Annotated in this window: 23 protein-coding genes; 12 read left to right on the plus strand and 11 right to left on the minus strand. The window is 36.9% G+C overall.

Annotation, left to right across the window (positions count from 1 at the left end; translation table 11 throughout):
- Nucleotides 1-123: 123 nt before the first annotated feature.
- From QS62_RS03590 to QS62_RS03605, 4 genes are all read right to left on the minus strand, one after another.
- Nucleotides 124-438 carry an integration host factor subunit beta gene (locus tag QS62_RS03590; RefSeq protein WP_330997957.1) on the minus strand — a complete coding sequence of 105 codons (315 nt, stop codon included), beginning with the start codon at nucleotides 436-438 and terminating at the stop codon, nucleotides 124-126.
- Between the two features lie 45 nt (nucleotides 439-483).
- Nucleotides 484-2,133 (minus strand): 30S ribosomal protein S1, encoded by a 1,650-nt coding sequence (rpsA, locus tag QS62_RS03595; protein WP_065234489.1) that lies wholly within the window; start codon nucleotides 2,131-2,133, stop codon nucleotides 484-486.
- A gap of 102 nt (nucleotides 2,134-2,235) precedes the next feature.
- Nucleotides 2,236-2,916 (minus strand): (d)CMP kinase, encoded by a 681-nt coding sequence (gene cmk, locus QS62_RS03600; RefSeq protein WP_066106023.1) that lies wholly within the window; start codon nucleotides 2,914-2,916, stop codon nucleotides 2,236-2,238.
- Nucleotides 2,917-3,010: 94 nt separating this feature from the next.
- Nucleotides 3,011-4,339, minus strand: coding sequence for a cation:proton antiporter (locus QS62_RS03605; protein ID WP_066106027.1), 1,329 nt, complete (start codon nucleotides 4,337-4,339; stop codon nucleotides 3,011-3,013).
- Between the two features lie 142 nt (nucleotides 4,340-4,481).
- Between QS62_RS03605 and QS62_RS03610 the strand changes: the two genes are divergently transcribed.
- A complete protein-coding gene (locus QS62_RS03610) occupies nucleotides 4,482-5,318 on the plus strand; it encodes an endonuclease/exonuclease/phosphatase family protein (protein ID WP_197495422.1) in 837 nt (278 codons plus the stop codon).
- Between the two features lie 3 nt (nucleotides 5,319-5,321).
- On the opposite strand, the gene QS62_RS03615 is transcribed toward QS62_RS03610, so the two are convergent.
- Genes QS62_RS03615 through QS62_RS03625 form a run of 3 tightly spaced genes read right to left on the minus strand, consistent with a single transcriptional unit; the run spans nucleotide 5,322 to nucleotide 7,486 of the window.
- Complete coding sequence (locus tag QS62_RS03615) at nucleotides 5,322-5,999, minus strand: M15 family metallopeptidase (protein ID WP_066106033.1); 678 nt, start codon at nucleotides 5,997-5,999, stop codon at nucleotides 5,322-5,324.
- A 3-nt stretch (nucleotides 6,000-6,002) separates the two neighbouring features.
- The gene (dapE, locus tag QS62_RS03620) at nucleotides 6,003-7,136 is read right to left on the minus strand and encodes a succinyl-diaminopimelate desuccinylase (RefSeq protein WP_066106036.1); all 1,134 of its coding nucleotides are present in this window, start codon (nucleotides 7,134-7,136) and stop codon (nucleotides 6,003-6,005) included.
- Nucleotides 7,136-7,486, minus strand: coding sequence for an ArsC family reductase (locus tag QS62_RS03625; protein ID WP_066106039.1), 351 nt, complete (start codon nucleotides 7,484-7,486; stop codon nucleotides 7,136-7,138). The genes dapE and QS62_RS03625 overlap by 1 nt, the downstream gene beginning before the upstream one ends.
- Nucleotides 7,487-7,594: 108 nt before the next feature.
- On the opposite strand from QS62_RS03625, the gene QS62_RS03630 reads away from it, so the two are divergent.
- A complete protein-coding gene (locus QS62_RS03630; protein ID WP_066106042.1) occupies nucleotides 7,595-7,996 on the plus strand; it encodes an NUDIX hydrolase in 402 nt (133 codons plus the stop codon).
- Between the two features lie 115 nt (nucleotides 7,997-8,111).
- On the opposite strand, the gene QS62_RS03635 is transcribed toward QS62_RS03630, so the two are convergent.
- Entirely contained in the window at nucleotides 8,112-9,041 is a 930-nt protein-coding gene (locus QS62_RS03635) for a LysR family transcriptional regulator (RefSeq protein WP_066106045.1), read from the minus strand.
- Between the two features lie 115 nt (nucleotides 9,042-9,156).
- Between QS62_RS03635 and maiA the strand changes: the two genes are divergently transcribed.
- The 6 genes from maiA (at nucleotide 9,157) to QS62_RS03665 (ending at nucleotide 14,450) form a co-directional block, all read left to right on the plus strand.
- Nucleotides 9,157-9,798: a maleylacetoacetate isomerase gene (gene maiA / locus QS62_RS03640; RefSeq protein WP_066106048.1), complete on the plus strand. Its 642-nt coding sequence runs from the start codon at nucleotides 9,157-9,159 to the stop codon at nucleotides 9,796-9,798.
- Between the two features lie 34 nt (nucleotides 9,799-9,832).
- Entirely contained in the window at nucleotides 9,833-10,861 is a 1,029-nt protein-coding gene (locus QS62_RS03645) for a cupin domain-containing protein (RefSeq protein ID WP_066106050.1), read from the plus strand.
- Nucleotides 10,862-10,883: 22 nt separating this feature from the next.
- Nucleotides 10,884-11,579 carry a fumarylacetoacetate hydrolase family protein gene (locus tag QS62_RS03650; protein WP_066106053.1) on the plus strand — a complete coding sequence of 232 codons (696 nt, stop codon included), beginning with the start codon at nucleotides 10,884-10,886 and terminating at the stop codon, nucleotides 11,577-11,579.
- A gap of 109 nt (nucleotides 11,580-11,688) precedes the next feature.
- Complete coding sequence (locus QS62_RS03655) at nucleotides 11,689-12,660, plus strand: TRAP transporter substrate-binding protein (RefSeq protein ID WP_066106056.1); 972 nt, start codon at nucleotides 11,689-11,691, stop codon at nucleotides 12,658-12,660.
- Nucleotides 12,661-12,669: 9 nt separating this feature from the next.
- Nucleotides 12,670-13,170, plus strand: coding sequence for a TRAP transporter small permease (locus tag QS62_RS03660; protein ID WP_066106059.1), 501 nt, complete (start codon nucleotides 12,670-12,672; stop codon nucleotides 13,168-13,170).
- A gap of 2 nt (nucleotides 13,171-13,172) precedes the next feature.
- A complete protein-coding gene (locus QS62_RS03665; protein ID WP_066106062.1) occupies nucleotides 13,173-14,450 on the plus strand; it encodes a TRAP transporter large permease in 1,278 nt (425 codons plus the stop codon).
- Nucleotides 14,451-14,502: 52 nt separating this feature from the next.
- On the opposite strand, the gene galM is transcribed toward QS62_RS03665, so the two are convergent.
- Genes galM through galT form a run of 3 tightly spaced genes read right to left on the minus strand, consistent with a single transcriptional unit; the run spans nucleotide 14,503 to nucleotide 17,738 of the window.
- Nucleotides 14,503-15,528 (minus strand): galactose-1-epimerase, encoded by a 1,026-nt coding sequence (gene galM, locus QS62_RS03670; protein ID WP_066106064.1) that lies wholly within the window; start codon nucleotides 15,526-15,528, stop codon nucleotides 14,503-14,505.
- The gene (galK, locus tag QS62_RS03675) at nucleotides 15,522-16,676 is read right to left on the minus strand and encodes a galactokinase (RefSeq protein WP_066106069.1); all 1,155 of its coding nucleotides are present in this window, start codon (nucleotides 16,674-16,676) and stop codon (nucleotides 15,522-15,524) included. The genes galM and galK overlap by 7 nt, the downstream gene beginning before the upstream one ends.
- 15 nt (nucleotides 16,677-16,691) lie before the next feature.
- Entirely contained in the window at nucleotides 16,692-17,738 is a 1,047-nt protein-coding gene (gene galT, locus QS62_RS03680; RefSeq protein ID WP_066106074.1) for a galactose-1-phosphate uridylyltransferase, read from the minus strand.
- Nucleotides 17,739-17,915: 177 nt separating this feature from the next.
- On the opposite strand from galT, the gene QS62_RS03685 reads away from it, so the two are divergent.
- The 4 genes from QS62_RS03685 to mglC all read left to right on the plus strand — a co-directional run bounded on the left by QS62_RS03685 (nucleotide 17,916) and on the right by mglC (nucleotide 22,735).
- Nucleotides 17,916-18,920: a substrate-binding domain-containing protein gene (locus QS62_RS03685; protein WP_066106077.1), complete on the plus strand. Its 1,005-nt coding sequence runs from the start codon at nucleotides 17,916-17,918 to the stop codon at nucleotides 18,918-18,920.
- A 211-nt stretch (nucleotides 18,921-19,131) separates the two neighbouring features.
- Nucleotides 19,132-20,124 (plus strand): galactose/glucose ABC transporter substrate-binding protein MglB, encoded by a 993-nt coding sequence (mglB, locus tag QS62_RS03690; RefSeq protein ID WP_066106082.1) that lies wholly within the window; start codon nucleotides 19,132-19,134, stop codon nucleotides 20,122-20,124.
- A gap of 63 nt (nucleotides 20,125-20,187) precedes the next feature.
- On the plus strand, nucleotides 20,188-21,705 hold the full coding sequence (mglA, locus tag QS62_RS03695) for a galactose/methyl galactoside ABC transporter ATP-binding protein MglA (protein WP_066106085.1): 1,518 nt from the start codon (nucleotides 20,188-20,190) through the stop codon (nucleotides 21,703-21,705).
- A gap of 19 nt (nucleotides 21,706-21,724) precedes the next feature.
- Nucleotides 21,725-22,735: a galactose/methyl galactoside ABC transporter permease MglC gene (gene mglC, locus QS62_RS03700; protein WP_066106088.1), complete on the plus strand. Its 1,011-nt coding sequence runs from the start codon at nucleotides 21,725-21,727 to the stop codon at nucleotides 22,733-22,735.
- Nucleotides 22,736-22,775 lie beyond the last annotated feature (40 nt).

Below are 22,775 nucleotides of genomic sequence, written 5' to 3' on the forward strand. Positions count from 1 at the left end.
AGTGAAACTATAATAGTAAAATTCTGAATTTAAACAGGAAAGTTATCTTGATTGAAAAGGCAATGCCACTAATTTGGAAAAAATCAGTGGCATTTTAATTTGAATAGAACATAGTAATTAACTTTAGCTATCAACACGTTCGCGCAATTCTTTACCTGCTTTAAAATGCGGAACAGATTTCGCTTCAAGACTAACTTGAGAGCCAGTTTTTGGATTGCGTCCTGTACGTGGTTGGCGATAACGTAATGCGAAACTACCAAAACGGCGAATTTCGATACGATCTCCAGCTTCTAGGGTACTAGAAAGATGCTCTAAGATCTCTTTGACTGAACCTTCAATTTGTTTAATCGGCATAGTAGGATGACGATTAAACAATTTTTCAATTAATTCTGACTTTGTCATGTTAGTATCCTTTTGTAAAACCGCAGAAAATCCGATATGCACAGCATATCGGATTTATTCAATCAATGAATGATCTTAAGATTATTCACCTTTTGCTGCTTTGAAAGCTTCAGCCATTGCATTAGGAATAACAACTTCTTCTTGTTTGTTATTCACGCTTGCTAATGCAGCTGCTTCTTCTGCTTCATCTTTAGCGCGGATTGATAAGTGAACAATACGTGCTTTACGATCAACGCCAGTGTATTTAGCTTCAACTACATCACCAACATTTACATCGCCGTTAAGATCTGCAGTACGGATATAACCTTCAACACCGTTGTCTAATTCAACTTTCACGCCTTTAGAATCAACTTCAGCAACTTTAGCACTTACTACGCTGCCTTTTTTGTTTACTGCAACGAAGTTGTTGAATGGATCTTCTTCAAGTTGTTTGATACCTAAAGAAATACGTTCTTTAGCAGCGTCAACTTGTAATACGATAGCTTCTACTTCATCACCTTTCTTGTAGTTACGTACAGCTTCTTCGCCAGGTACATTCCAAGAAATATCTGATAAGTGAACTAAACCATCGATTCCACCTTCTAAACCGATAAAGATACCGAAGTCAGTGATTGACTTGATCTTACCTTGAACACGATCACCTTTGTTGTGAGTGTCTGCAAATTGTTGCCATGGATTTGGTTTACATTGTTTTAAACCTAAAGAAATACGACGACGTTCTTCATCGATTTCTAATACCATTACTTCAACTTCGTCACCTACGCTAACTACTTTAGATGGGTGGATATTTTTGTTAGTCCAATCCATTTCAGAAACGTGAACAAGACCTTCGATACCATCTAAAATTTCAACAAAGCAACCATAATCAGTTAAGTTAGTTACTTTACCAGTTAATTTGCTGTTTACTGGGTGATTTTCAGCGATTGCAGCCCAAGGATCTTGGCCTAATTGTTTTAAGCCTAAAGAAACGCGGGTACGATCACGATCGAATTTCAATACTTTAACAGTAACTTCATCACCAACATTTACGATTTCACCTGGGTGTTTAACACGTTTCCAAGCCATATCAGTGATGTGTAATAAACCGTCAACACCACCTAAATCAACGAATGCACCGTAATCAGTTAAGTTCTTAACGATACCTTTAACTTCAGCGCCTTCTTGTAAGGTTTCTAATAATTGATCACGTTCTTGGCTATTTTCTGATTCGATAACAGCACGACGAGAAACAACTACGTTGTTACGTTTTTGGTCTAATTTGATAACTTTAAATTCTAATTCTTTACCTTCTAAGTGAAGTGTATCGCGAACTGGGCGAGTATCCACTAATGAACCAGGTAAGAATGCACGAACACCATTCAACTCAACAGTGAAACCACCTTTCACTTTGCCGTTGATTAAACCAACAACAGTTTCTTGATCTTCGTATGCTTTTTCTAAGGCAATCCAAGATTCGTGACGAACTGCTTTTTCACGAGAAAGTTTAGTTTCACCGAAACCATCTTCAACAGCGTCTAACGCAACTTGAACTTGATCACCAACTTGAACAGTGATTTCGCCTTGAGCGTTTTGGAATTCTTCAGCAGGAATAGCTGCTTCAGATTTCAAACCAGCATCAACGAAAACAAAACCTTTGTTGATAGCAACAACGGTACCAGTAACAATTGAACCTTGACGAGTTTCAAGTTCTTTTAGTGATTCTTCAAATAGTTGAGCAAAAGATTCTGACATATAAATTAATCTTCAATAAGTTAATAACGACCGCTTAAAATCCTATTAAACGGGGCTGATAATAATTGTTTATCCATCCATGAATAAACACACAAAAATGATCTATCCCAAATGAGGGAGTCGCTGACGAATATGTTGTAATGCCAACGAAAAGACTTCATTGATAGAAAGGGAAGATGAGTCTAATAGAATCGCATCATCCGCTGGAACAAGCGGCGCTACTGCGCGATTTCTATCTCGATAATCTCGTTCCTGAATTTCGGATAAAATCTGGGCAAAATTACCATTAATTCCCTTTTCCTGCAACTGTTTTAAACGTCTTTTTGCGCGCTCTTCAGCAGTTGCATCTAAAAAAAACTTAATTTCAGCTTCTGGGAAAACCACTGTTCCCATATCCCGCCCATCAGCAACTAAACCTGGTGCTGTTGCGAAATCACGTTGTTTTTGCAATAAAGCAGCGCGAACAGCAGGGAAAACAGCAATTTTCGAAGCATAATCAGCAACTTGCTGAGTGCGGATAATATCACTGACATCTTGTTGATTTAATAAAGTGGTCACACCAGTTTCATGTGCAATAAAGCTAATTTTAATTTGGTTTGCCAATGCAGCTAAAGCTGTTTCATCAGTAAAATCAACATTATGTTGTGCGGCAGCTAAGCCTAAAATGCGATAAATTGCGCCAGAATCCAGTAGATGAAAACCGAGATGTTTGGTGAGTGCTTGACATAAAGTCCCTTTGCCTACACCACTTGGCCCATCAACAGTAATAATTGTTGCTGTCATAATTTATCTCCAAATACAAAACAAAAAGATGCCGCACATAGAGATGTGCGGCGAGATGAGTAAATTATACTGATTCTTCTAATGGTGAGCAAAATTATTTATGCGCAGAAACATGAGAATCAAAATGACTGCTTGGTGTTAGGTATTCTTCACGATTAGGATCAACCAATTTTGATTTCTTAATCATTTTCTCAATGGTGACACCTTGTACCAAAATAGAAAATACCACTACCGCATAGGTCATAATCAAAATAATATCTTTGACATCAGTACCATTCACAAATACTGTTTTGGCCGGTAAGGAAAGCGCCATTGCTAAAGCAAGACCTCCGCGTAAACCACCCCAAGTCATAATTTTTAAGGTATATGGATTATAAGTACGGAAGAATTTTAGTACTGAATATGGTATCCATAAACTGAGGTAACGAGCGATCAAACATACTGGAATTGCTAATAACATCATCAAGAAACCTTTGAAGGTAAAGTCGATGAGTAATAACGCAAAACCGATAAGGAAAAAGAGTAGTGAGTTAAGGAAGTGATCGATCATTTCCCAGAAGTGATCAAGATAACGCTGACTTTGTTCTGAGAAGCCACGATGACGTGTCCAGTTACCTACCATAATTCCAGCAACAACCATTGCTAATGCACCAGAAACACCTAACATATTAGCTAGCATAAAGCCTGCTGTTGGAATGGTTAAAGTCAATAGGATTTCCAAGCTACCATCATCTGTTGCTGAAATAAGAATATGTGCAACTAAGCCTAGGACGAAACCAAATAAGATCCCGCCGATTGCTTCGTGTAGGAAAAGATGTAGCACTTCACTAGCGGTCATCTCTTCTGTACTGAAAGCAACAGTGAAAATGGTGACGAAAATTACTAAACCTACACCATCATTAAATAAGGATTCACCCTCAACTTGCATTGATAAACGCTTCGGTGCACGTAAATTTTTAATAATTGCCAATACGGCAATTGGGTCAGTTGGTGAAATTAATGCACCGAATAATAGACAGTATATAAAGTCAATCGGTAAGCTGATAAGATTGGCAACAAGGTAAATTAATGCGCCAACGATAAAAGTAGATGCTAAGGTTGAGAAGAGAGCAAAAATAGTGATTTCCCATTTTTGATCACGTAATACAGGAATTTTAATGCCTAATGCACCAGCAAATAATAAGAACCCTAAGATCCCGTCAAGTAAGAAACTCTTGAAATCAATTTTTTGCATCACTTCGATTGCAATTGAATCGATCTGAAACCAACCAAGATAACCAAGGAGTAATAATAATAAGGAGCCTACCATTGCTGCTGCAGTAATGGCGATAGTAGATTGAATTTTATCGCTGATTTTACTGGTAACGAAACCAAGTATGATCGAGATGGCGGATAAAAAACAAATATAGGTATAAATGCTCATAATAAGCCTTCTTTGGTAAAGTCATTAACGCGCGCTATTAAAGCAATTCATTGGGGATAAGTAAAGTGGTAGTATGTAGGTATATTTTAAAATTTTCTTAGAATTTATGAAAAGTCTGTTTAAAAAGAGTTTACTATTTGTTTTGTTGTTACTATTGCTTGGCTGGTTTTTTCTGCAGCCATTAACAATCTATCCTGTACCGCAAACAGCTTATTTTTCTTTTTCAACATTAACTAAAGCAGAATCTTTCGCACCAGACGATACGACTAAAGTCACCTGTTATCAACCATTAGCAAAAACAGCAACAGTGATTAATCAAGATCACTTGCGTATCTTGGTTTGGAATTTACATAAAGGATTTGATCAAGGGTGGCAGCAAGCATTAACTCGTTATAGTCAGGATCGTGATTTGTTGCTATTGCAAGAAGTTACCAGTGAACAGAACTTACCTAAGATATTAAGTGATCTGCCACAACAATTATTTGCTAGCCCAGTTGCTTATAAAGATATTACGGCGGGAGTGGCGTTATTAACGAAATTTGTTCCACAACGCTATTGCAGTGCATCCGTAGTAGAACCTTGGATTCGTTTACCAAAATCGAGTATTAGTGCGAGTTATGCTTTGGCAAATGGGCAATCTTTATTGGTAATTAGTGCTCATTTAATTAACTTTGAATGGATACCAGAAGCTTATCAGCAACAATTGCAGCAATTAATACAGCAAGTAAAAGCTCATCAAGGGCCTGTAATCTTGGCAGGTGATTTTAATGCGTGGAATGCAGAACGAACAACCTTAATAAGAGATATGGCTCAACAATTGGGATTAAGTGAAGTTAAATTTACACCTGATGTAAGAGAACGTTTTAATCAATATCCATTAGATCATCTTTTTGTCCGAGATATGGAAGTGATCGAAGCGACTACGGAACAGAGTAAAGCTTCTGATCACAATCCATTATTAGTGGAACTCTCTTTTTAGCCTTTATAGGATAAAGTGTTCAAAAAGCGTCGAAATTCGTTGTTTTAGTGCTGAATTCCCAGCGATTTTTTCATTTTTCCACGTATCGAACAAGACTTCTGGGGTGAGTCGTTGTCGCGCTTTTTCTGCTAATGGTTGATAACTAAGATGCCAATATTCGATACCTCGTTTTTTATTGTCTGGCAGTTTAGTGTAGGGTAACTCAAAATCATAGTGCGCAATGTTATCTAGTAAAAACTCCACTAATGGGAAAAAGCAACCACCTTTTTGGTATGCTTGTGCTTCCAGAGATAAAGGTTCACTTGAAGTGAGCAAATGAGGATCAAAAAAATCGATTTCTGTTCCCCAATGATGACGACTTGCTCCAGGCGGAGAAGACCAATGCAGAATTGCTTCACAACGTTGCCAATCATCTAACATAGAAAGATTAATAATATTGCCGTATCTATCATGCACTTTTCTTATGCCATTAAATTTATGGTTCCAAATCCATTGCTGACGTGCAAAGTCACGAAAACAGCTTACTGGTTGTAGATTAAAGCCTGCTTTTTTTGCAGTTTTTTGTAGAGCAAGAAAAGCTTTAGCAGCATCTTTCTGTAAAAAATGTGCAGTGGAATGCGCTAATGGCACAAGGGATAAATGTTGACGTGATTTGCCAGTTAAACAATCAATAGATAACATACATTATTTCCCTAAGAGAGATTGTAACATTTGTATATGTACTGCAGTCAGTGTAGCTAGGTCTGTACAGCTTACACATTCATCAATACGATGGATAGTTTTATTAAGTGGTCCGAGCTCTACTACTTCAGCTCCCATTAACGCAATAAAGCGCCCGTCAGATGTACCACCACTGGTTTCCAAGGTAGGGGTAATATTAGCAACTTGTTGCAATGATTGTACGACAGCGTCCACTAATTTACCTTTTGCCGTTAAGAATGGCTGACCAGATAACCACCACTCAAGACGATATTTCAAGTTATGCTGTTTTAATAACTCTTCTACACGTTGTTTGATCTTGTGATCAGTGGTTTCAGTGTTAAAACGTAGATTAAATTGAATGTACAATTCGCCCGGGATTACGTTATTTGAACCTGTACCGGCATGAATATTTGCAATTTGCAGACTAGTTGGTGGGAAAAATTCATTACCATTATCCCATTGAATATCCACTAAATCCTGTATAAACGCAGCTGCTTTATGAATTGGATTATCAGCAAGGTGAGGATAAGCCACGTGACCTTGAATGCCCTCAATATAAAGATTGCCTGTAATAGAACCTCGACGTCCATTTTTAACAATATCGCCAACGACAGTAGTACTAGAAGGTTCTCCAACTAAACAATAATCGACTTGTTCACCGCGAGCCATTAATGCTTCTACTACTTTTACCGTACCATCTTTTGCTGCTGCTTCTTCATCAGAAGTAATTAAAAAAGCAATACGCCCTGGATGATTAGGGTGTTGTTTGACATATTCTTCAGCAGCAACAACCATTGCCGCTAAAGAACCTTTCATATCAGCAGCCCCGCGACCATATAACATATCGCCGACAATCTCTGCAGAAAATGGCGGATAGCGCCATTGCTGTTCATTACCTGTTGGTACAACATCAGTATGTCCGGCAAATACAATAGTAGGTGCTGATTGACCATGAGTAGCCCAAAGGTTTAATGTTTCGCCAAATGGCATCCATTCAATGTTAAATCCTAATTTAGCTAAACGATCCGCAATTATTTGTTGACAGCCTTCGTCATTAGGGCTGATAGAAGGACGGCGAATTAAGTCTTGAGCTAGAGAGATAACCTGTTGTTTCATTAGTTTACCTCAAAATATTCAGCGTATTGTTTTTGATTAAAGCCAATGAGTTGAACATTATCACCTAATACAATTGGGCGTTTAATCAATGTAGGTTGTGCAAGTAATAGATCGAAAACATTGTCTTGATTTAATTGTTCTTTGGTTTGTTGATCAAGATTACGCCAAGTAGTGCTTTTCTTATTTACCAAATTTTCCCAACCAAAATAATCGGCAACTTGCTGTAAAAAGTTTCGATCGATGCCTTGTTGACGATAATCATGTAATACTGCTTCGAGATGATGTTGTTGCAGCCAAGCTAAAGTCTTTTTCACAGTATCACAATTTTTAATTCCATAGACAGTGAGCATAATTATCCTATCTCAATTTAAAGGTTACGGTTTGTCAAAAACGCTCTATACTAGCAAAGAAATTCTACACAAGGGAATAGTCATAAAATAATTTTATAGGAGAAAAGAATGACACAACATATTGATAAACTCGCATGGATTTTATTAGACAATAAACGTGTATTGATGACACGTTCCTATGGTAAAGATCAGTATTATTTACCAGGTGGCAAACGAGAAAAAGGGGAAAGTGATCAACAAGCATTAATTCGTGAAATTAAAGAGGAATTAAATGTTGATTTATTACCAGATAGCTTACAACTAGTGGAAACCTTTCAAGCACAAGCACATGGTAAAGCAGAAGGGGTAATGGTGATTATGCGTTGTTATCAAGCGCAATATCAAGGAGAGCTATCTGCCAGTGCAGAAATTGAAGAAATTCGTTGGCTGACTACTAAAGATAAAGCAATTTGCTCACAGGCGGGATGTTTAGTTTTGGATTATCTTTTTGCTAAGGGACTTATTGATTAAATAATTTCATAGTGTATCTATCCAACTTAATTTGGTTGGTTTCACATTAATTTGCAGTGACAAAATAAAGAAAAATAAAGTGGATGTAGTTTCATCCACTTTTATGTTATATAAATTAATTATCTAAAGTATTGGTTATAGCAGAATCTCTGCAGCACTGGATAAGTGCATCTAGTAATAAGTCTGGCTGTACTTGTTCGTGCCAGATCATACCAACGGCACCATCCACTACACCCAAATCAAAGTCTAATTTTGTCAAGACACCTCTTTTCTGAAAATGTTCAGCGACACTTTTAGAAGCGACAGATAACATATCGCTATGTTCTAAAATATATAAATTTGCCATTTGTGATGTAGATTTTATTCGGTAGATAGGCGGTGGTTTTCCTGTAGAGGTTACGGCATTATCTAGTCGACTACGTATTGGCACACCAGTTGGCCAAACAATCCATTCATACTGCGCTAAATCATCCCAACTAATATGCGTTTGTTTGCTTAAAGGATGATTGCGGTTAGCTACTATACAAATAGGATCTCGATAGAGTAATTCACTTTGGATTCTTTCTTGAGGGGTATAACTATCTAATCGTCCCACAATAAGATCTAATTCCCCTTGTTTTAAATGTTCAATTAAACTGTCCATCGTGTCTTCTTTAATTTCTATATATACATTTTGATTTTCTTCTAGAAAACGCATAATGGCTTTTGGCACAAAACTAGGAGCTGCAGCGGGAGACATTCCTATGATTAATGTACGTTGTTGTCCTTTAGAAATGTTATCCAGATCTTGTTGGGTACGAGAAGCTTCAATCAAAATGCGTCGTGCATGAGCAATAAGTACATTACCAGCGTCAGTAGGCGTTAATCCTTTCGCATGACGCACAAAAAGTTGTAAATCTGTATCGTCTTCCAATTGTTTAAGCCAACGAGATAATGCTGGCTGGGTCATATTGGCTTTACGAGCAGTTTCACTTAAATTTTCAGTTTCTGCTAATAATATCAATAAGTTGAGTTGTTTTAACTTTAACTGTCTAATCCATTTCATTTTTTTATTTCTCTTTTATATATCATTTTTGGTATGGATTTATCATTTTTTATCATTATACAAGCATAGCTTATTTAGTAAATAATAGAGCCATCCAAAATAACAGGAGATATCGATGAAACTTTATAGTTTTTTTAATAGTTCTACCTCTTATCGTGTACGCATCGCGTTGGCGCTAAAAGGTGTTTCTTATGAGTATCAAGGGGTAAATATTCGTATTGGCGAACAAGAAACAGCAGACTATATACATTTAAATCCGGCAAAAGGTGTGCCGTTATTAATTGATGATGATGGATTCCGTTTAAATCAATCATTAGCAATTATTGAGTATTTAGATGCTTGTTTCCCTGAACCAGCATTATTACCTAAAGACATCAAACTTAGAGCGCAAGTTCGAGCATTTGCTTATGGGATCAGCTGTGATATCCATCCAATTAATAATTTACGAGTATTGAAATATTTAAAAAATCAACTTGGGGTGACAGAACAACAGAAAGCAGATTGGTATAAACATTGGGTAGCTGAAGGATTAAGTGCGGCAGAGAGCGTATTATCAGCCAGAGAGAAAACACCATATTGTTTTGGTGAACAACCAAGTTTAGCGGATATCTGTCTTATACCACAAATGGCCAATGCTAAACGTTTTGGATGTGATTTAAGTGCTTATCCACGTTTAATGGAAGTGTTTGAACATAGCATTAAACATCCTGCGTTTATGCAAGCACAACCAGAAGAACAACCTGATTTTATTAAATAAATGTGACTGCCAGTCAGCACAAAGGAGACAAGTTATGAGCGACTTAGCTACATTAGACGAATTACCAATCGAATATCGAGAAAATTTAACCAATTTAAATCTTGTACCATTGTGGCCAAGTATGAGAGCTTTTTTACCCTATGGTAAGCCAGCAAGCCATACCATTCCGATGGTTTGGTCTTATCAAAATGTTAGACCATTGTTGTTACAAGCAGGTGAACTTACTCCTATTGAAAAAGCAGAACGGCGAGTTCTTATTTTAGCTAATCCTGGCTTTGGTTTAGAAAACGCTCAAGTCACACCGAGTATTTATCTTGGCTTACAGTTAATTTTACCTGGAGAAACTGCGCCTAACCATTTACATACGCCTAATGCAGTACGGATTATTGTTGAAGGAGAAGGTGCTTATACCAGTATTAACGGGGAACCTTGTCATATGGAGAGAGGTGATTTAATTCTTACTCCGTCAGGAGCATGGCATGAGCATCGCCACAATGGAGATGGTCCGATAGTTTGGTTAGATGTTTTAGATTTACCATTAATTTATAGATTGGATAGTTCTTGGTGTGTTGAAGGTGAACCTCAAACACTTTCTTTATCAAGAGATAAGTCTTTTGCAGAGTATAGTGCTTGTGGAATCGTGCCTAATTTGGGTTTTGCACGTAATAAAGAGAATGCTCCAATGTTACGGTATCCATGGAATAAAACACGCAATTGCTTGGTTGAAATGAAGCAACACAGTAGTTCTCCACTTTTACAAGTAAGTTATGTTAATCCAGAAAATGGTCGTAGCTTATTTCCAAGTATTGGTTTTGGTGCTTTGTTATTGAGAGCAGGGATGAGTTGCACTTTACCAAAACGTACAACATCAGCAATTTTTCACGTTATTGAAGGTAATGGTAGTTTCAAAGTTGACAATGCAGATTGTATTGATTGGTGTGAGAAAGATACTTTCTGTGTACCAGGTTATTCAGAAACAACATTAATCAATAAGAGCGATAGCGATGCTTTCTTTATTACTGCTGATGAAAGTCCATTACATAGCTATCTTAATATTTTCTAATTGAATCAAAGAGGAATAAATTATGACCGATACCGTATTTCCTATTAAAGCTCCAGTACTAGCTGATATTGTTGGAACAGAAAAAAAATTTCCAATTAATAGAATTTTCTGTGTTGGGCGGAATTACCTTGCTCATGCTGCCGAAATGGGCGTGGCAGTAGATAAAAGTACACAAGAACCTTTTTATTTTCTAAAAGATTCATCTACATATGTGCCAACAGGTTCAACTATCGCTTATCCACCAAAAACCAATAACTATCATCATGAGATGGAGTTTGTGGTTGCTATTGGCAAATCTGGCTTTAATGTTGCTGAAGATGATGCAGATAGCCTTGTTTTCGGTTATGCATGTGGCCTTGATATGACACGACGAGATTTGCAATTAAAAGCACGTGATATGGGACGCCCTTGGGATCTTGGCAAAAATTTTGAAGAGTCCGCAGTGCTATCTCCAATTGTTCCAGTTAGTCAATCAGGCATCATTACAGATGGAATATTAGAATTAAAGGTAAACGGAAAAACTGTGCAAAAATCGTCATTATCTTTATTAATTTGGAATGTCCGAGAAATTATTGCCCATTTATCTCAATTTTATCATCTACAACCAGGAGATCTGATTTATACAGGTACTCCAGAAGGCGTTGGGCCAGTGAAGAGTGGTGATAAGTTAGAAGGTTCTATCGAGGGGTTAGGTAAGATCCAATTAATTATTGCATAAGTTTAAATCTCTTTCTTATTTATTATCTTCCCCCACGTTTGCTTATTACTTTGTTATATGTAGCAAAGTGGGGTTTATTTTTAATCCTATATTTTCATAGGAGGTTTTTATGTCTATTAAAAACACTCTCATATTTTTATTCCTAAGTTGTTGTTTAGTTATAAATAGCTATGCAGAAACTTTGCGTTTAGGCCATGTTACTCCGCCAAGTCATATTTGGCATAAAACATCAGTGAGATTCGCTCAGAATTTGCAAAAGATTAGTAATAATAAATTTCAAATTCAAATTTATCCGCTTGCTAAATTAGGTGGTGAAGAGCAGATGATTGATTTATTGCAGTCTGGCGCAATGCATTTTGCAATGTTAACAGGCGCTAATCTATCTAATCGCTCACCATCAATGAATGCCTGGTTCTTACCATATATGTTTTCGACAATGGAAGAATCTATTGCTGCAGTTGATACACCGGAAGCTCAAGCGTTATTGAAGGATTTAGAGAAGCATAAATTGATTGGATTAGGGTACTCAATGGTAGGAATGAGGGTTTTAATTTCTACTATGCCAGTAAATGATCTGTCTGCATTACGTAATCAGAAAATTCGTTCTTATCCTAATCAGTTATTTAATACTTGGTGGAGTGAATTACATGCTGCGCCAACAGCTTTAGGTATTAGCGATATGTTACCTGCATTAACGACAAATTTAATCAGTGGTGTTGATGCTGATTTAGATATTGTGGTGGGTATGAAAATGTATCAACAAGCTCCTTATTTAACTTTATTTAATCATATGACATTTCCTGGGGTGATGGTGGTTTCTAAAACCTGGTGGGATACGTTAAGTAGTACAGAGCAAAATCAAATTAAAGAAGCATTCAAAGAAGCTGAAACATGGGGTTTTGCACAACAAATACAGCAGGAAAAAAATAACTTCAATGCTTTGAAAGCAGCCGGAGTAACAATTATTGCGCCAGATTACGCACCTTTAAAAGAGGTTGGCAAGAGAGTATCTGCTAAGTATGCAGAAACAGATCCTCTTATGAAGGCGTTTTATCAACGTTTCAGTAACAATGGAAATTAGGAGGTAAAAATGTTGCAACCATTAATTTCTATAGATCGCTTAATTGCCCGTTTCGAAAGAACCGTTGTGATGGTGTTAATTCTAGCGATAGTGTTTATTTTAATTGCTCAAGTTGTTTTACGTTATTTTTTTGCGAATCCAATTTTCTGGGCTGAGGATGTGACAGTACAAATGCTTGGTGCGGTAACTTGTGTCGGTGTGAGTTATCTTACTTATCGTAATGAAATGGTCAAAGTGGATTTTTTACTTATGTTGTTACCAAAATCCACTATCGGTTTAGTACAGAGATTAATTTATTTTATTGGGTTGGTCACTATGTGTATTGTTTGTTGGTATGCAATTGATTGGATAGTAAGACCCGAAAATCAGCTATCAATTTCGCCAACTACAGGTTTATTAAAGTGGTATAACCATTTATTTATGGTGATTTGTTTTCATCTTATGGCATTGCATTTATTTGTGAAATGTTTGGCACCAATTGAGCAACAATCACAAATTGTGGAGGATTAATTATGTTAACACTAATTGGATTTTTCGTTGCTTTATTTATTGGTGTACCTATTTTTATCTCATTACTGTTAGCATCAATTATTTTCATGGTAGAAAATGGCAATCAGCTGTTGCTTAGTTCGATTACTATTCAAATGGATGGTGTGTTAAATCAAAGTGGATTATTGGCAATTCCTTTATTTATGTTAGTAGGTGAATTAATGAATAAAGGAGGACTTACCAAGAAACTGATAGCCTGTGCTGATTTATTTGTGGGTGGCTTTAGAGGTGGTTTGGCATATGTCAATTTATTTACTAATGCAATGGCAGCTTCCATTTTAGGAAGTGCTACAGCACAAATTTCCATTATGAGTAAATTGATGATCCCGACTATGGTTGAGAAAGGATATGACAAAAACTTTTCGGCTGCCGTAACTATAGCCGGTGGATTATTAAGTCCAATTATTCCTCCATCTATGTTGATGATTATTTATAGTGTAATTGCTTATCAGCCTGTGGCTGTCCTATTTTTAGCAGGTACTCTACCAGGATTTCTTATTATATTTTCTTTTGCATTGGTGATTATGATTATTGGTTTGGTAAAAGGATTACCAAAAGATGGTGGTTATGCTACTCATGAATCACCTAAAGCAGATTTTATTGGTGGCTTATTACCAGGTTGTATACCTTTGTCTATTATTATCCTTATCTTAAGTGGAGTTATGACACCAACCGAGGCAGGAGCTGTTGCATCAGTTCTTTCTTTTGCAATAGGTTCTTTTGTCTATAAAGAACTTAAATTTTCAGATTTACCAGGCATTTTAGTTCGTGTTGCTAAAAGTACAGCAGTAATTACAGGGTTAATTGCAGCAGCGTCAGTATTTGGCTGGTCTTTAACTTTTGAAGGGATTCCGGATCAAATCGTTACATTTATGGCCTCTTTGACAGAATCTAAAATAGTATTTTTGATGTTAATTTATTTATTGGTGATTTTGTTAGGAATGTTCTTAGAAAGTATTAGTGTAATGATAGTAATTGTGCCTTTATTATTACCAGTGCTAAAAACCTTTGGTATTGATCCTATTCATTTTGGTGTAATGATCAGCCTTGCTACATTAGTTGGTTTAGTGACACCACCAGTAGGTCCAGGATTATTTATTGCGATGGCTATTGCTAAATTACAAATTATTCCTCTATTTAGAGCTATTTTACCTTTCTTATTTGCAATGTTAGTCAGTATGATATTAATTGCATTTATTCCTGAGTTATCGCTTTGGTTACCTAGTGTATTTTTAAAATAACTAAATGAAGAAAGATGAATGGAAAGGATTCCATTCATCAATATTAATAAGATTAGATAAATTGATACATGATTTGATGCTGATAACGTTTTCCAGCTTTTTGAATCCCACCATATTGATACCATTCCGGATGATTTGGAGCATCTGGTAGTGCTTCAGGTTCAAGTGCAATTGCTTGATAATTCTGATAAGTACCACAATAGCTTGGATTTCCAGCCAAAAAGTTACCTGTATAAACCTGTACTGCAGCTTGAGTGGTGGAAAGAACTAGCGTTAAATCACCCGTTGCCGAAGTCAGTTTAGCGGCAGGTTTTAATTCTCCTACTTTTCCTTGTAGTAGAAATGCATGGTCATAACCACCAACCGCCTGCTGATCGCTATCTTGTAAAAAGTCTTGACCAATGACTTTTGCTTGACGGAAATCAAAGTGAGTATTATCCACTGCGGTCAATGGTCGATTAGGAATACCTTCGTTATTTACTGGTAAATAGTAATCAGCAAATAGTTGCAACTGATGTTGTCTAACATCTGAAACCTTATCATCAAGATTAAAATAAGCGTGGTTGGTTAGGTTTAGTGCAGTGTCTTGATCACTTTCTGCAATAAATTCAATCACAAGCGTATTATCATCTTGTAAACGGTAAATCACTTTTGTTTGTAAGTTTCCTGAGAAACCTTGATCGCCATCTGGTGAATAGAGTGATAGTGTGACACTATTTGGTCGGATAGCCTCAACTTGCCAGCGACGCTGATCAAAACCTTTTCCACCATGTAAGCTATGTAAGTTTTGTTGGTTTTTAACGATATGCAAAGTACGACCATTCAAACGAAATTTACCTTTTGCAATACGATTAGCAAATCGTCCGATCGTTGCACCTAGATAAGCTTGATTGTTCGCAAGTTGTTCAAGTGGACAACTACATAATACTTCTCTTAATTCACCCTTAACAGGAACAAGAATAGAGAGTAGCGTTGCGCCCCAATCAGTTAATTGTACTTGCATACCGTTTGAGTTTGTTAAAGTGATCAACTGATAGGCTTGTTGATCGGGAGCTAAAATACTGCTTTGTTTTAACATAGATGTACACCTTGTGAAGCGGTACAAACATAGAAATCTTCTTTTAATCCAGTTTGCTTATGATAGTTATCAGCAATGATTTTGCGGACAGCTTCGACCTTATTATGTGGTGCAATTGCCACAATACAGCCGCCAAAACCGCCGCCTGTCATACGAGCTCCGCCCGTTTTTCCAATCACTAATTGCGCTAATTCAACTAAGTAATCAATTTCCGGCACAGTGATTTCAAAATCATCACGCATAGAATCGTGAGATTGCGCCATTAACTCTCCTAAACGAGTAATATCATTGTGTTTTAATGCTTCAACCGCTTCTAACACACGTTGATTTTCGGTAACAACGTGTTTTGCTCGTTTATAAGCGAGTGGATTAGCTGCTGCGAGTTCATCACCTTTTGCATTAAATTGTTCAACCGTTACATCACGTAACGCTTTGACACCAAAGAAAGCTGCAGCTTGTTCACATTGCTGGCGACGAGTATTGTATTCTCCATCGACAAGATCGTGTTTAACGTGAGAGTTAACAATCATTACGGCTAAATTATCTGGAATTGGTGTCGGTACAGTATCTAAGCTACGGCAATCAATCATAAGTGCATGATGTTCTTGTCCTAAAGCAGAAATTAATTGATCCATATTGCCGCATTGGCAGCCAACAAAAATGTTTTCTGATTTTTGCCCAATCAGCGCTAATTCTGTATTAGTCAGCGCTAAATTTCCAAGTTGTTGACAGAATTTCCCTGTTGCAACTTCTAATGCTGCTGAAGAACTTAGGCCAGATGATAGTGGCACATTGCCGCTGATGACTAAATTAGCTCCTTGTTTAAATTCAGGGCAGGCTTGTTGAATAAAATGAACAACACCACGAATATAATTGCACCATTTACGATCGACAGGTTTGATTTCTTCGATTAAAGAAAATTGATCAGTTTCATTTAAATCTGCAGCAAAGACATAGAATTGATGATCATCACGTAAATTGCCACAGATAGCCGTACCATAATTGATAGCACAAGGCATTACAAAACCGTCGTTATAATCTGTATGTTCACCAATCAGGTTTACTCGTCCGGGCGCATAAACTTGTAATGTTGGTTGTACAGCGAAACGTTCAATAAAGACTTGTTTAGATTGCTGGATTGGATTCATAAATTCCTCGCTCGATCAATTGGTTTGGCTATAGTGAATAGTGGATAGAGCAGCAAGACGAGTCGCCGCTTGTTCAGCAGTTAAGTCACGTTGTGATTCAGCTAGCATTTCATAGCCCACCATAAATTTACGTACTGTAGCGGAACGTAGCAATGGCGGATAGAAATGTGCGTGTAACTGCCAATGTTGATTATCTTCCTGATTAAATGGCGCACCATGGAAGCCCATAGAATAAGGGAAAGAAGTAGAGAATAAATTGTCATATTTCGTGGTTAATTGTTTAATGGCAACTGCTAAATCAGCCCGTTGTACTTCATTTAGTTCAGTTAAGCGTTTAACGTGAGCTTTTGGTAATAATAAGGTTTCGAAAGGCCAAATAGCCCAAAAAGGTACGACTGCTAACCAATGCTCTGTATCAACCACAATACGTTCTTTGCGTTGTAATTCTTGTTGCACATAATCGACTAACAAAACTGAACCATGTTGCGCCAAATATTGGCGTTGCATTTGATCTTCTCGAGCAATTTCATTCGGTAGGAAACTATTTGCCCAAATTTGCCCATGCGGATGTGGGTTTGAACATCCCATTGCCGCACCTTTATTCTCAAAAATTTGTACCCATGGATACTGTTGTCCTAATTCTGTAAGTTGCTGTTGCCACACTTTGATCACTTCAACAATTTCTTGTTCTGTTAATAATGGTAGTGTTTTACTGTGATCAGGAGAAAAACAGACAACACGACTTTCTCCAGTAGCTTGAGAAACTTGAAATAACGGATTATCGCTTGCTGGTGGTGTCGGTGTTTGTGTCAGCAAAGCGGAAAAATCATTCTTAAATACAAATGGTTTTGTATATTGTGGATTTTGTTCACCAGTAATGCGCTTGTTGCCTGGACAAAGGTAACAATTTGGATCGTGGCTAGGTTTTTGCTCATCTACAACCTTTTCTTGCTGACCTTGCCAAGGGCGTTTTGCACGATGTGGTGAAACAAGAACATACTCACCTTTAAGCGGATTATAACGACGATGTGGATGTTCAGTAGGATCAAAAAAATCGCTCATGAGATATTCCTTGTATTAAAAATGAAAACGGTTACAAAATTTCTGTGTAAGATACCAATTATTTGTCGAATAAACTGTTATCTAGATCACAAAAAGAACATATTTATCCCTATATAGGTTAATTTAGCGGTATTATTTAAGCAAATTATGTAACAGAGTCATTGATGGGTTGAAAATATGGTAACAATTCGTGATGTAGCTAAGCTAGCTGGCGTTTCCGTAGCCACTGTTTCTCGGGTATTAAATAATCATGAAAGCATTAGTGATAAGGCAAAAAATAAAGTATTACAAGCAGTTACAGAATTAAATTATCAGCCAAATGCGAATGCTCAAGCTTTAGCATCGCAAAGTATTGATACGATAGGGGTGGTTGTAACTGATGTAACAGATGCATTTTTTGCTATTTTAGTAAAATCAGTTGATCAGGTTGCGGAAAAGTATCAAAAAAATATTTTGATTGGCATTGGTTATCATAATGCAGAGAAAGAACGTAAGGCGATTGATAACCTTTTACGTAAGCGTTGCACCTGTTTAGTAGTGCACGCTAAAGCCTTGTCTGATGAGGAGTTGGCGAATTATTTACGAGCAGTAAAAGGAATGGTCATTATCAATCGTGTGATACCAGGTTTTGAACATCGCTGTGTTGGTTTAGATAATACTAAAGGTACTGAAATTGCAACTGAAACCTTGATTAAATGCGGTCATCGCTGCATTGGTTATATTGGATCTAACCATCCGATTCATGATGAAACAGACCGTTTACAAGGTTATTTAAATATGTTGCAAAAATATAATCTACCTGTACGTAAATTAGCGATAACACAAGCTTCACCAAACTTTGAAGGTGGTGAAGAGGCAATGATCAATTTATTGAGTTATAACAGTGACTTAACTGCTGTGGTGGCATATAACGATTCTATGGCGTCTGGGGCAATGTCAGTACTTAGTGAAAACGGTATTATAGTGCCAAAAGATTTTTCTGTTATTGGTTTTGATGATATGCCGATTGCAAACCATTTAATTCCTAAATTAACAACTATTCGTTATCCTATTGATTTAATGGCAAATTATGCAGCTGAATTAGCGCTTGGATTAGCTAATGATGATGTAAATTTACCAAAACCGATTCAATTTAATCCTACTTTAGTAAGACGTTTTTCCGTAGAAAGACGGCAAAAATAAAAAAAATTGTAATGGAGTTACATTTTTGTGAAACCGATCACATCAAAGGTGCAAAAAAAGCGGTATGCTATTAACAGTTATTATTTCTGCAAGAGTGGTATGGAAAGATAACAAAATAGTTGGCGAATAAGTAGCGAGCTATTAAACGAAGGAAAGTTGTTAACTTTAACACTATGAATTTCCAGTAAAATATAATCAGGAGATCTGTATTATGAAGAAAATTGTATTAAGTGCGATTGCTTTATCATTAGGCTTAGGTTTAGGTTCTGTAGCACAAGCAAAAGATGTGCGTATCGGTGTAACCATTTACAAATACGATGACAACTTTATGTCATTAATGCGTAAAGAAATTAATAAAGATGCAGAAAAAGTTCCTGGCATTAAATTATTAATGAATGACTCGCAAAATGCACAATCAATCCAAAATGACCAAGTAGATGTTCTACTTTCTAAAGGTGTTAAAGCGTTAGCAATTAACTTAGTTGACCCTTCAGCAGCACCAACCATTATTGCTAAAGCAAAACCAAGTAATGTACCTGTTGTATTCTTCAACAAAGATCCAGGTCAAAAAGCAATCGATAGCTATGATTTAGCATACTTCGTTGGTACTGATCCAAAAGAATCTGGCGTTATCCAAGGTGACTTAATCGCAAAACAATGGAAAGCAAATCCAGATTGGGACTTAAATAAAGACGGTAAAATCCAATTTGTATTATTAAAAGGTGAACCAGGCCACCCAGATGCAGAAGCACGTACTAAATATGTGATTGAAGAATTAAATGCAAAAGGTATCCAAACTGAGCAACTCTTCTTAGATACCGGTATGTGGGATGCTGCGATGGCGAAAGATAAAACTGACGCATGGTTATCAAGCTCTAAAGCAAAAGATATCGAAGTTATCATCTCTAACAACGATGGTATGGCAATGGGTGCATTAGAAGCGACTAAAGCACATGGTAAGAAATTACCAATCTTTGGTGTTGATGCATTACCAGAAGTATTGCAATTAATTAAGAAAGGTGAAATTGCAGGTACTGTGTTAAATGACGGTGTAAACCAAGCGCAAGCAGTTGTTGATTTATCTAACAACTTAGCACATGGCAAAGCAGCTGACGAAGGTACACAATGGAAAATTAATAAACGTTATGTTCGTGTTCCATATGTTGGCGTAGATAAAGATAATTTAGGTGATTTCTTAAAATAATACCGTGATTTGTCATTCCTAGAGGGGAGATTCCTCCCCTCTTTCGTTAGTTTGGGGTTAGATATGTCAATGCAAGTCGAAAACCGAAGTGAAATACTGTTAGAAATGAAGGACGTCAGTAAGTCATTTCCCGGTGTGAAAGCGCTCGATCATGCAAACTTAACGGTACGTTCATATTCCGTGCATGCATTAATGGGTGAAAATGGTGCAGGAAAATCAACATTACTGAAATGTCTGTTCGGTATTTACGCCAAAGATGAAGGTGAGATTCTTTATCTCGGAAAAACAGTTAATTTTAAAACATCAAAAGAGGCACTGGAAAACGGGATTTCCATGGTGCACCAAGAATTAAACTTAGTTCGTCAAAGAAGTGTAATGGATAACCTTTGGTTAGGTCGTTATCCATTGAAAGCAGGATTAGTGGATCATGGTAAAATGTATCGTGATACAAAAGCGATTTTTGATGAATTAGATATTGATATTGATCCAAAAGAAAGAGTTGCAAAACTTTCTGTTTCACAAATGCAGATGATTGAGATTGCAAAAGCTTTCTCATACAACGCAAAAATTGTGATTATGGACGAACCAACATCGTCCCTTTCTGAAAAAGAAGTTGATCATTTATTTAAGATTATTGCGAAACTGAAGAGTCGTGGTTGTGGAATTATCTATATTTCACACAAAATGGACGAAATTTTCAAAATCTGTGATGAAGTCACCATCTTACGTGATGGTAAATGGGTGAATACGGTTGCAATTAAAGATACCAATATGGATCAATTAGTTGCAATGATGGTAGGGCGTGAATTAACACAACGCTTCCCAGAAAAACACAATGTACCAAAAGAAACTATCCTTACCGTAGAACATTTAACTGCCAAAAACCAACCTTCTATCCAAGATGTTAGCTTTGAACTTCGTAAAGGTGAAATTCTTGGTATCGCTGGGTTAGTTGGTGCAAAACGTACTGATATTGTAGAAACCATTTTTGGTATTCGTGAAAAACGCAGCGGTACAATCAAATTGCATGGTAAAGAAATGCGTAACCGTAGTGCATTAGAAGCGATTAACAATGGTTTTGCGTTGATTACGGAAGAACGTCGTTCGACAGGTATCTATGCCAATTTGAGCATTGAATTTAACTCATTGATTTCTAATATGAAATCTTACTTAGGTAAATTTGGCTTATTGAGTACAGCTAAAATGAAAAGCGATACGCAATGGGTTATTGATTCAATGAATGTAAAAACACCATCACATCGTACCAATATTGGTTCACTTTCTGGTGGTAACCAACAAAAAGTGATTATCGGTCGTTGGTTATTGACACAACCTGAAATTTTAATGATGGATGAACCAACACGTGGTATCGACGTTGGGGCAAAATTTGAAATTTACCAATTAATGATGCAGTTAGCGGAAAAAGACAAAGGGATCATTATGATTTCTTCTGAAATGCCTGAACTTTTAGGGGTAACAGACAGAATCTTAGTAATGAGTAATGGTCGTGTTGCAGGTATTGTCGAAACGGCAAAAACTTCGCAAGAAGAGATTTTGCAACTAGCAGCGAAATATTTATAGTTGATAAAAGGATTGAATTATGGCTGGTATTCAACAAAAAAAATCACTAGATTTTATGAAACAAAATGCAATCTATTTTGTTCTCTTAATCTTGTTAGGTGTGATCGTTTCTCAAGATGATACCTTTTTAAGCTTATTGAACTTCAGTAACATTCTCACACAATCATCAGTAAGATTGATTATTGCACTAGGTATGGCGGGTATTTTGATTACTCAAGGTACTGACTTGTCTGCTGGGCGTCAGGTTGGTCTTGCTGCGGTGGTGTCTGCTACTATGTTACAAGCGTTAGATAATACAAACCGAGTATTCCCAGATTTAGCTGAAATGCCAATTCCAGTGGTAATCCTTATTGTATGTGGTATTGGTGCAGTTATTGGAATGGTGAATGGTTTAATTGTTGCCTATCTTAATGTAACACCATTTATTGCTACCCTAGGTACGATGATTATCGTTTATGGTGCTAACTCACTTTACTATGATGCAGTAGGTTCTTCACCAATTGCTGGATTTAGCAAATCATTCTCAGAATTTACCCAAGGTTTCTTCCAATTAGGTGATTTTAGACTCTCTTACATCACGATTTATGCTGCGATTGCTGCGTTCTTTGTTTGGGTAGTGTGGAATAAAACCCGCTTTGGTAAAAATATGTTTGCTATCGGTGGTAACCCAGAAGCCGCAAGAGTATCAGGTGTAAACGTAGCTCGTAACTTAATCTTTGTCTATGTTCTAGCTGGTGCCTTCTATGGTTTCGCAGGGATGTTAGAAGGCGGTCGTATCGGTAGTGCAACTAACAACCTTGGTTTTATGTACGAATTGGATGCTATCGCTGCTTGTGTGGTTGGTGGTGTATCATTCGCTGGTGGTGTGGGTACAGTTATCGGTGTTATCACTGGGGTAATCATCTTCACCGTTATCAACTATGGTTTAACTTATATCGGTGTTAACCCATATTGGCAATACATTATCAAAGGTACAATTATTATCTTAGCGGTTGCAATTGACTCTTTGAAATATGCGAAGAAGAAATAATAGTTAGGTTTCATATAACATCCTTAAATAACTTCTGCAT

The organism is Gallibacterium salpingitidis (assembly GCF_001678495.1).
GTDB classification, from domain to species: Bacteria; Pseudomonadota; Gammaproteobacteria; order Enterobacterales; family Pasteurellaceae; genus Gallibacterium; species Gallibacterium salpingitidis.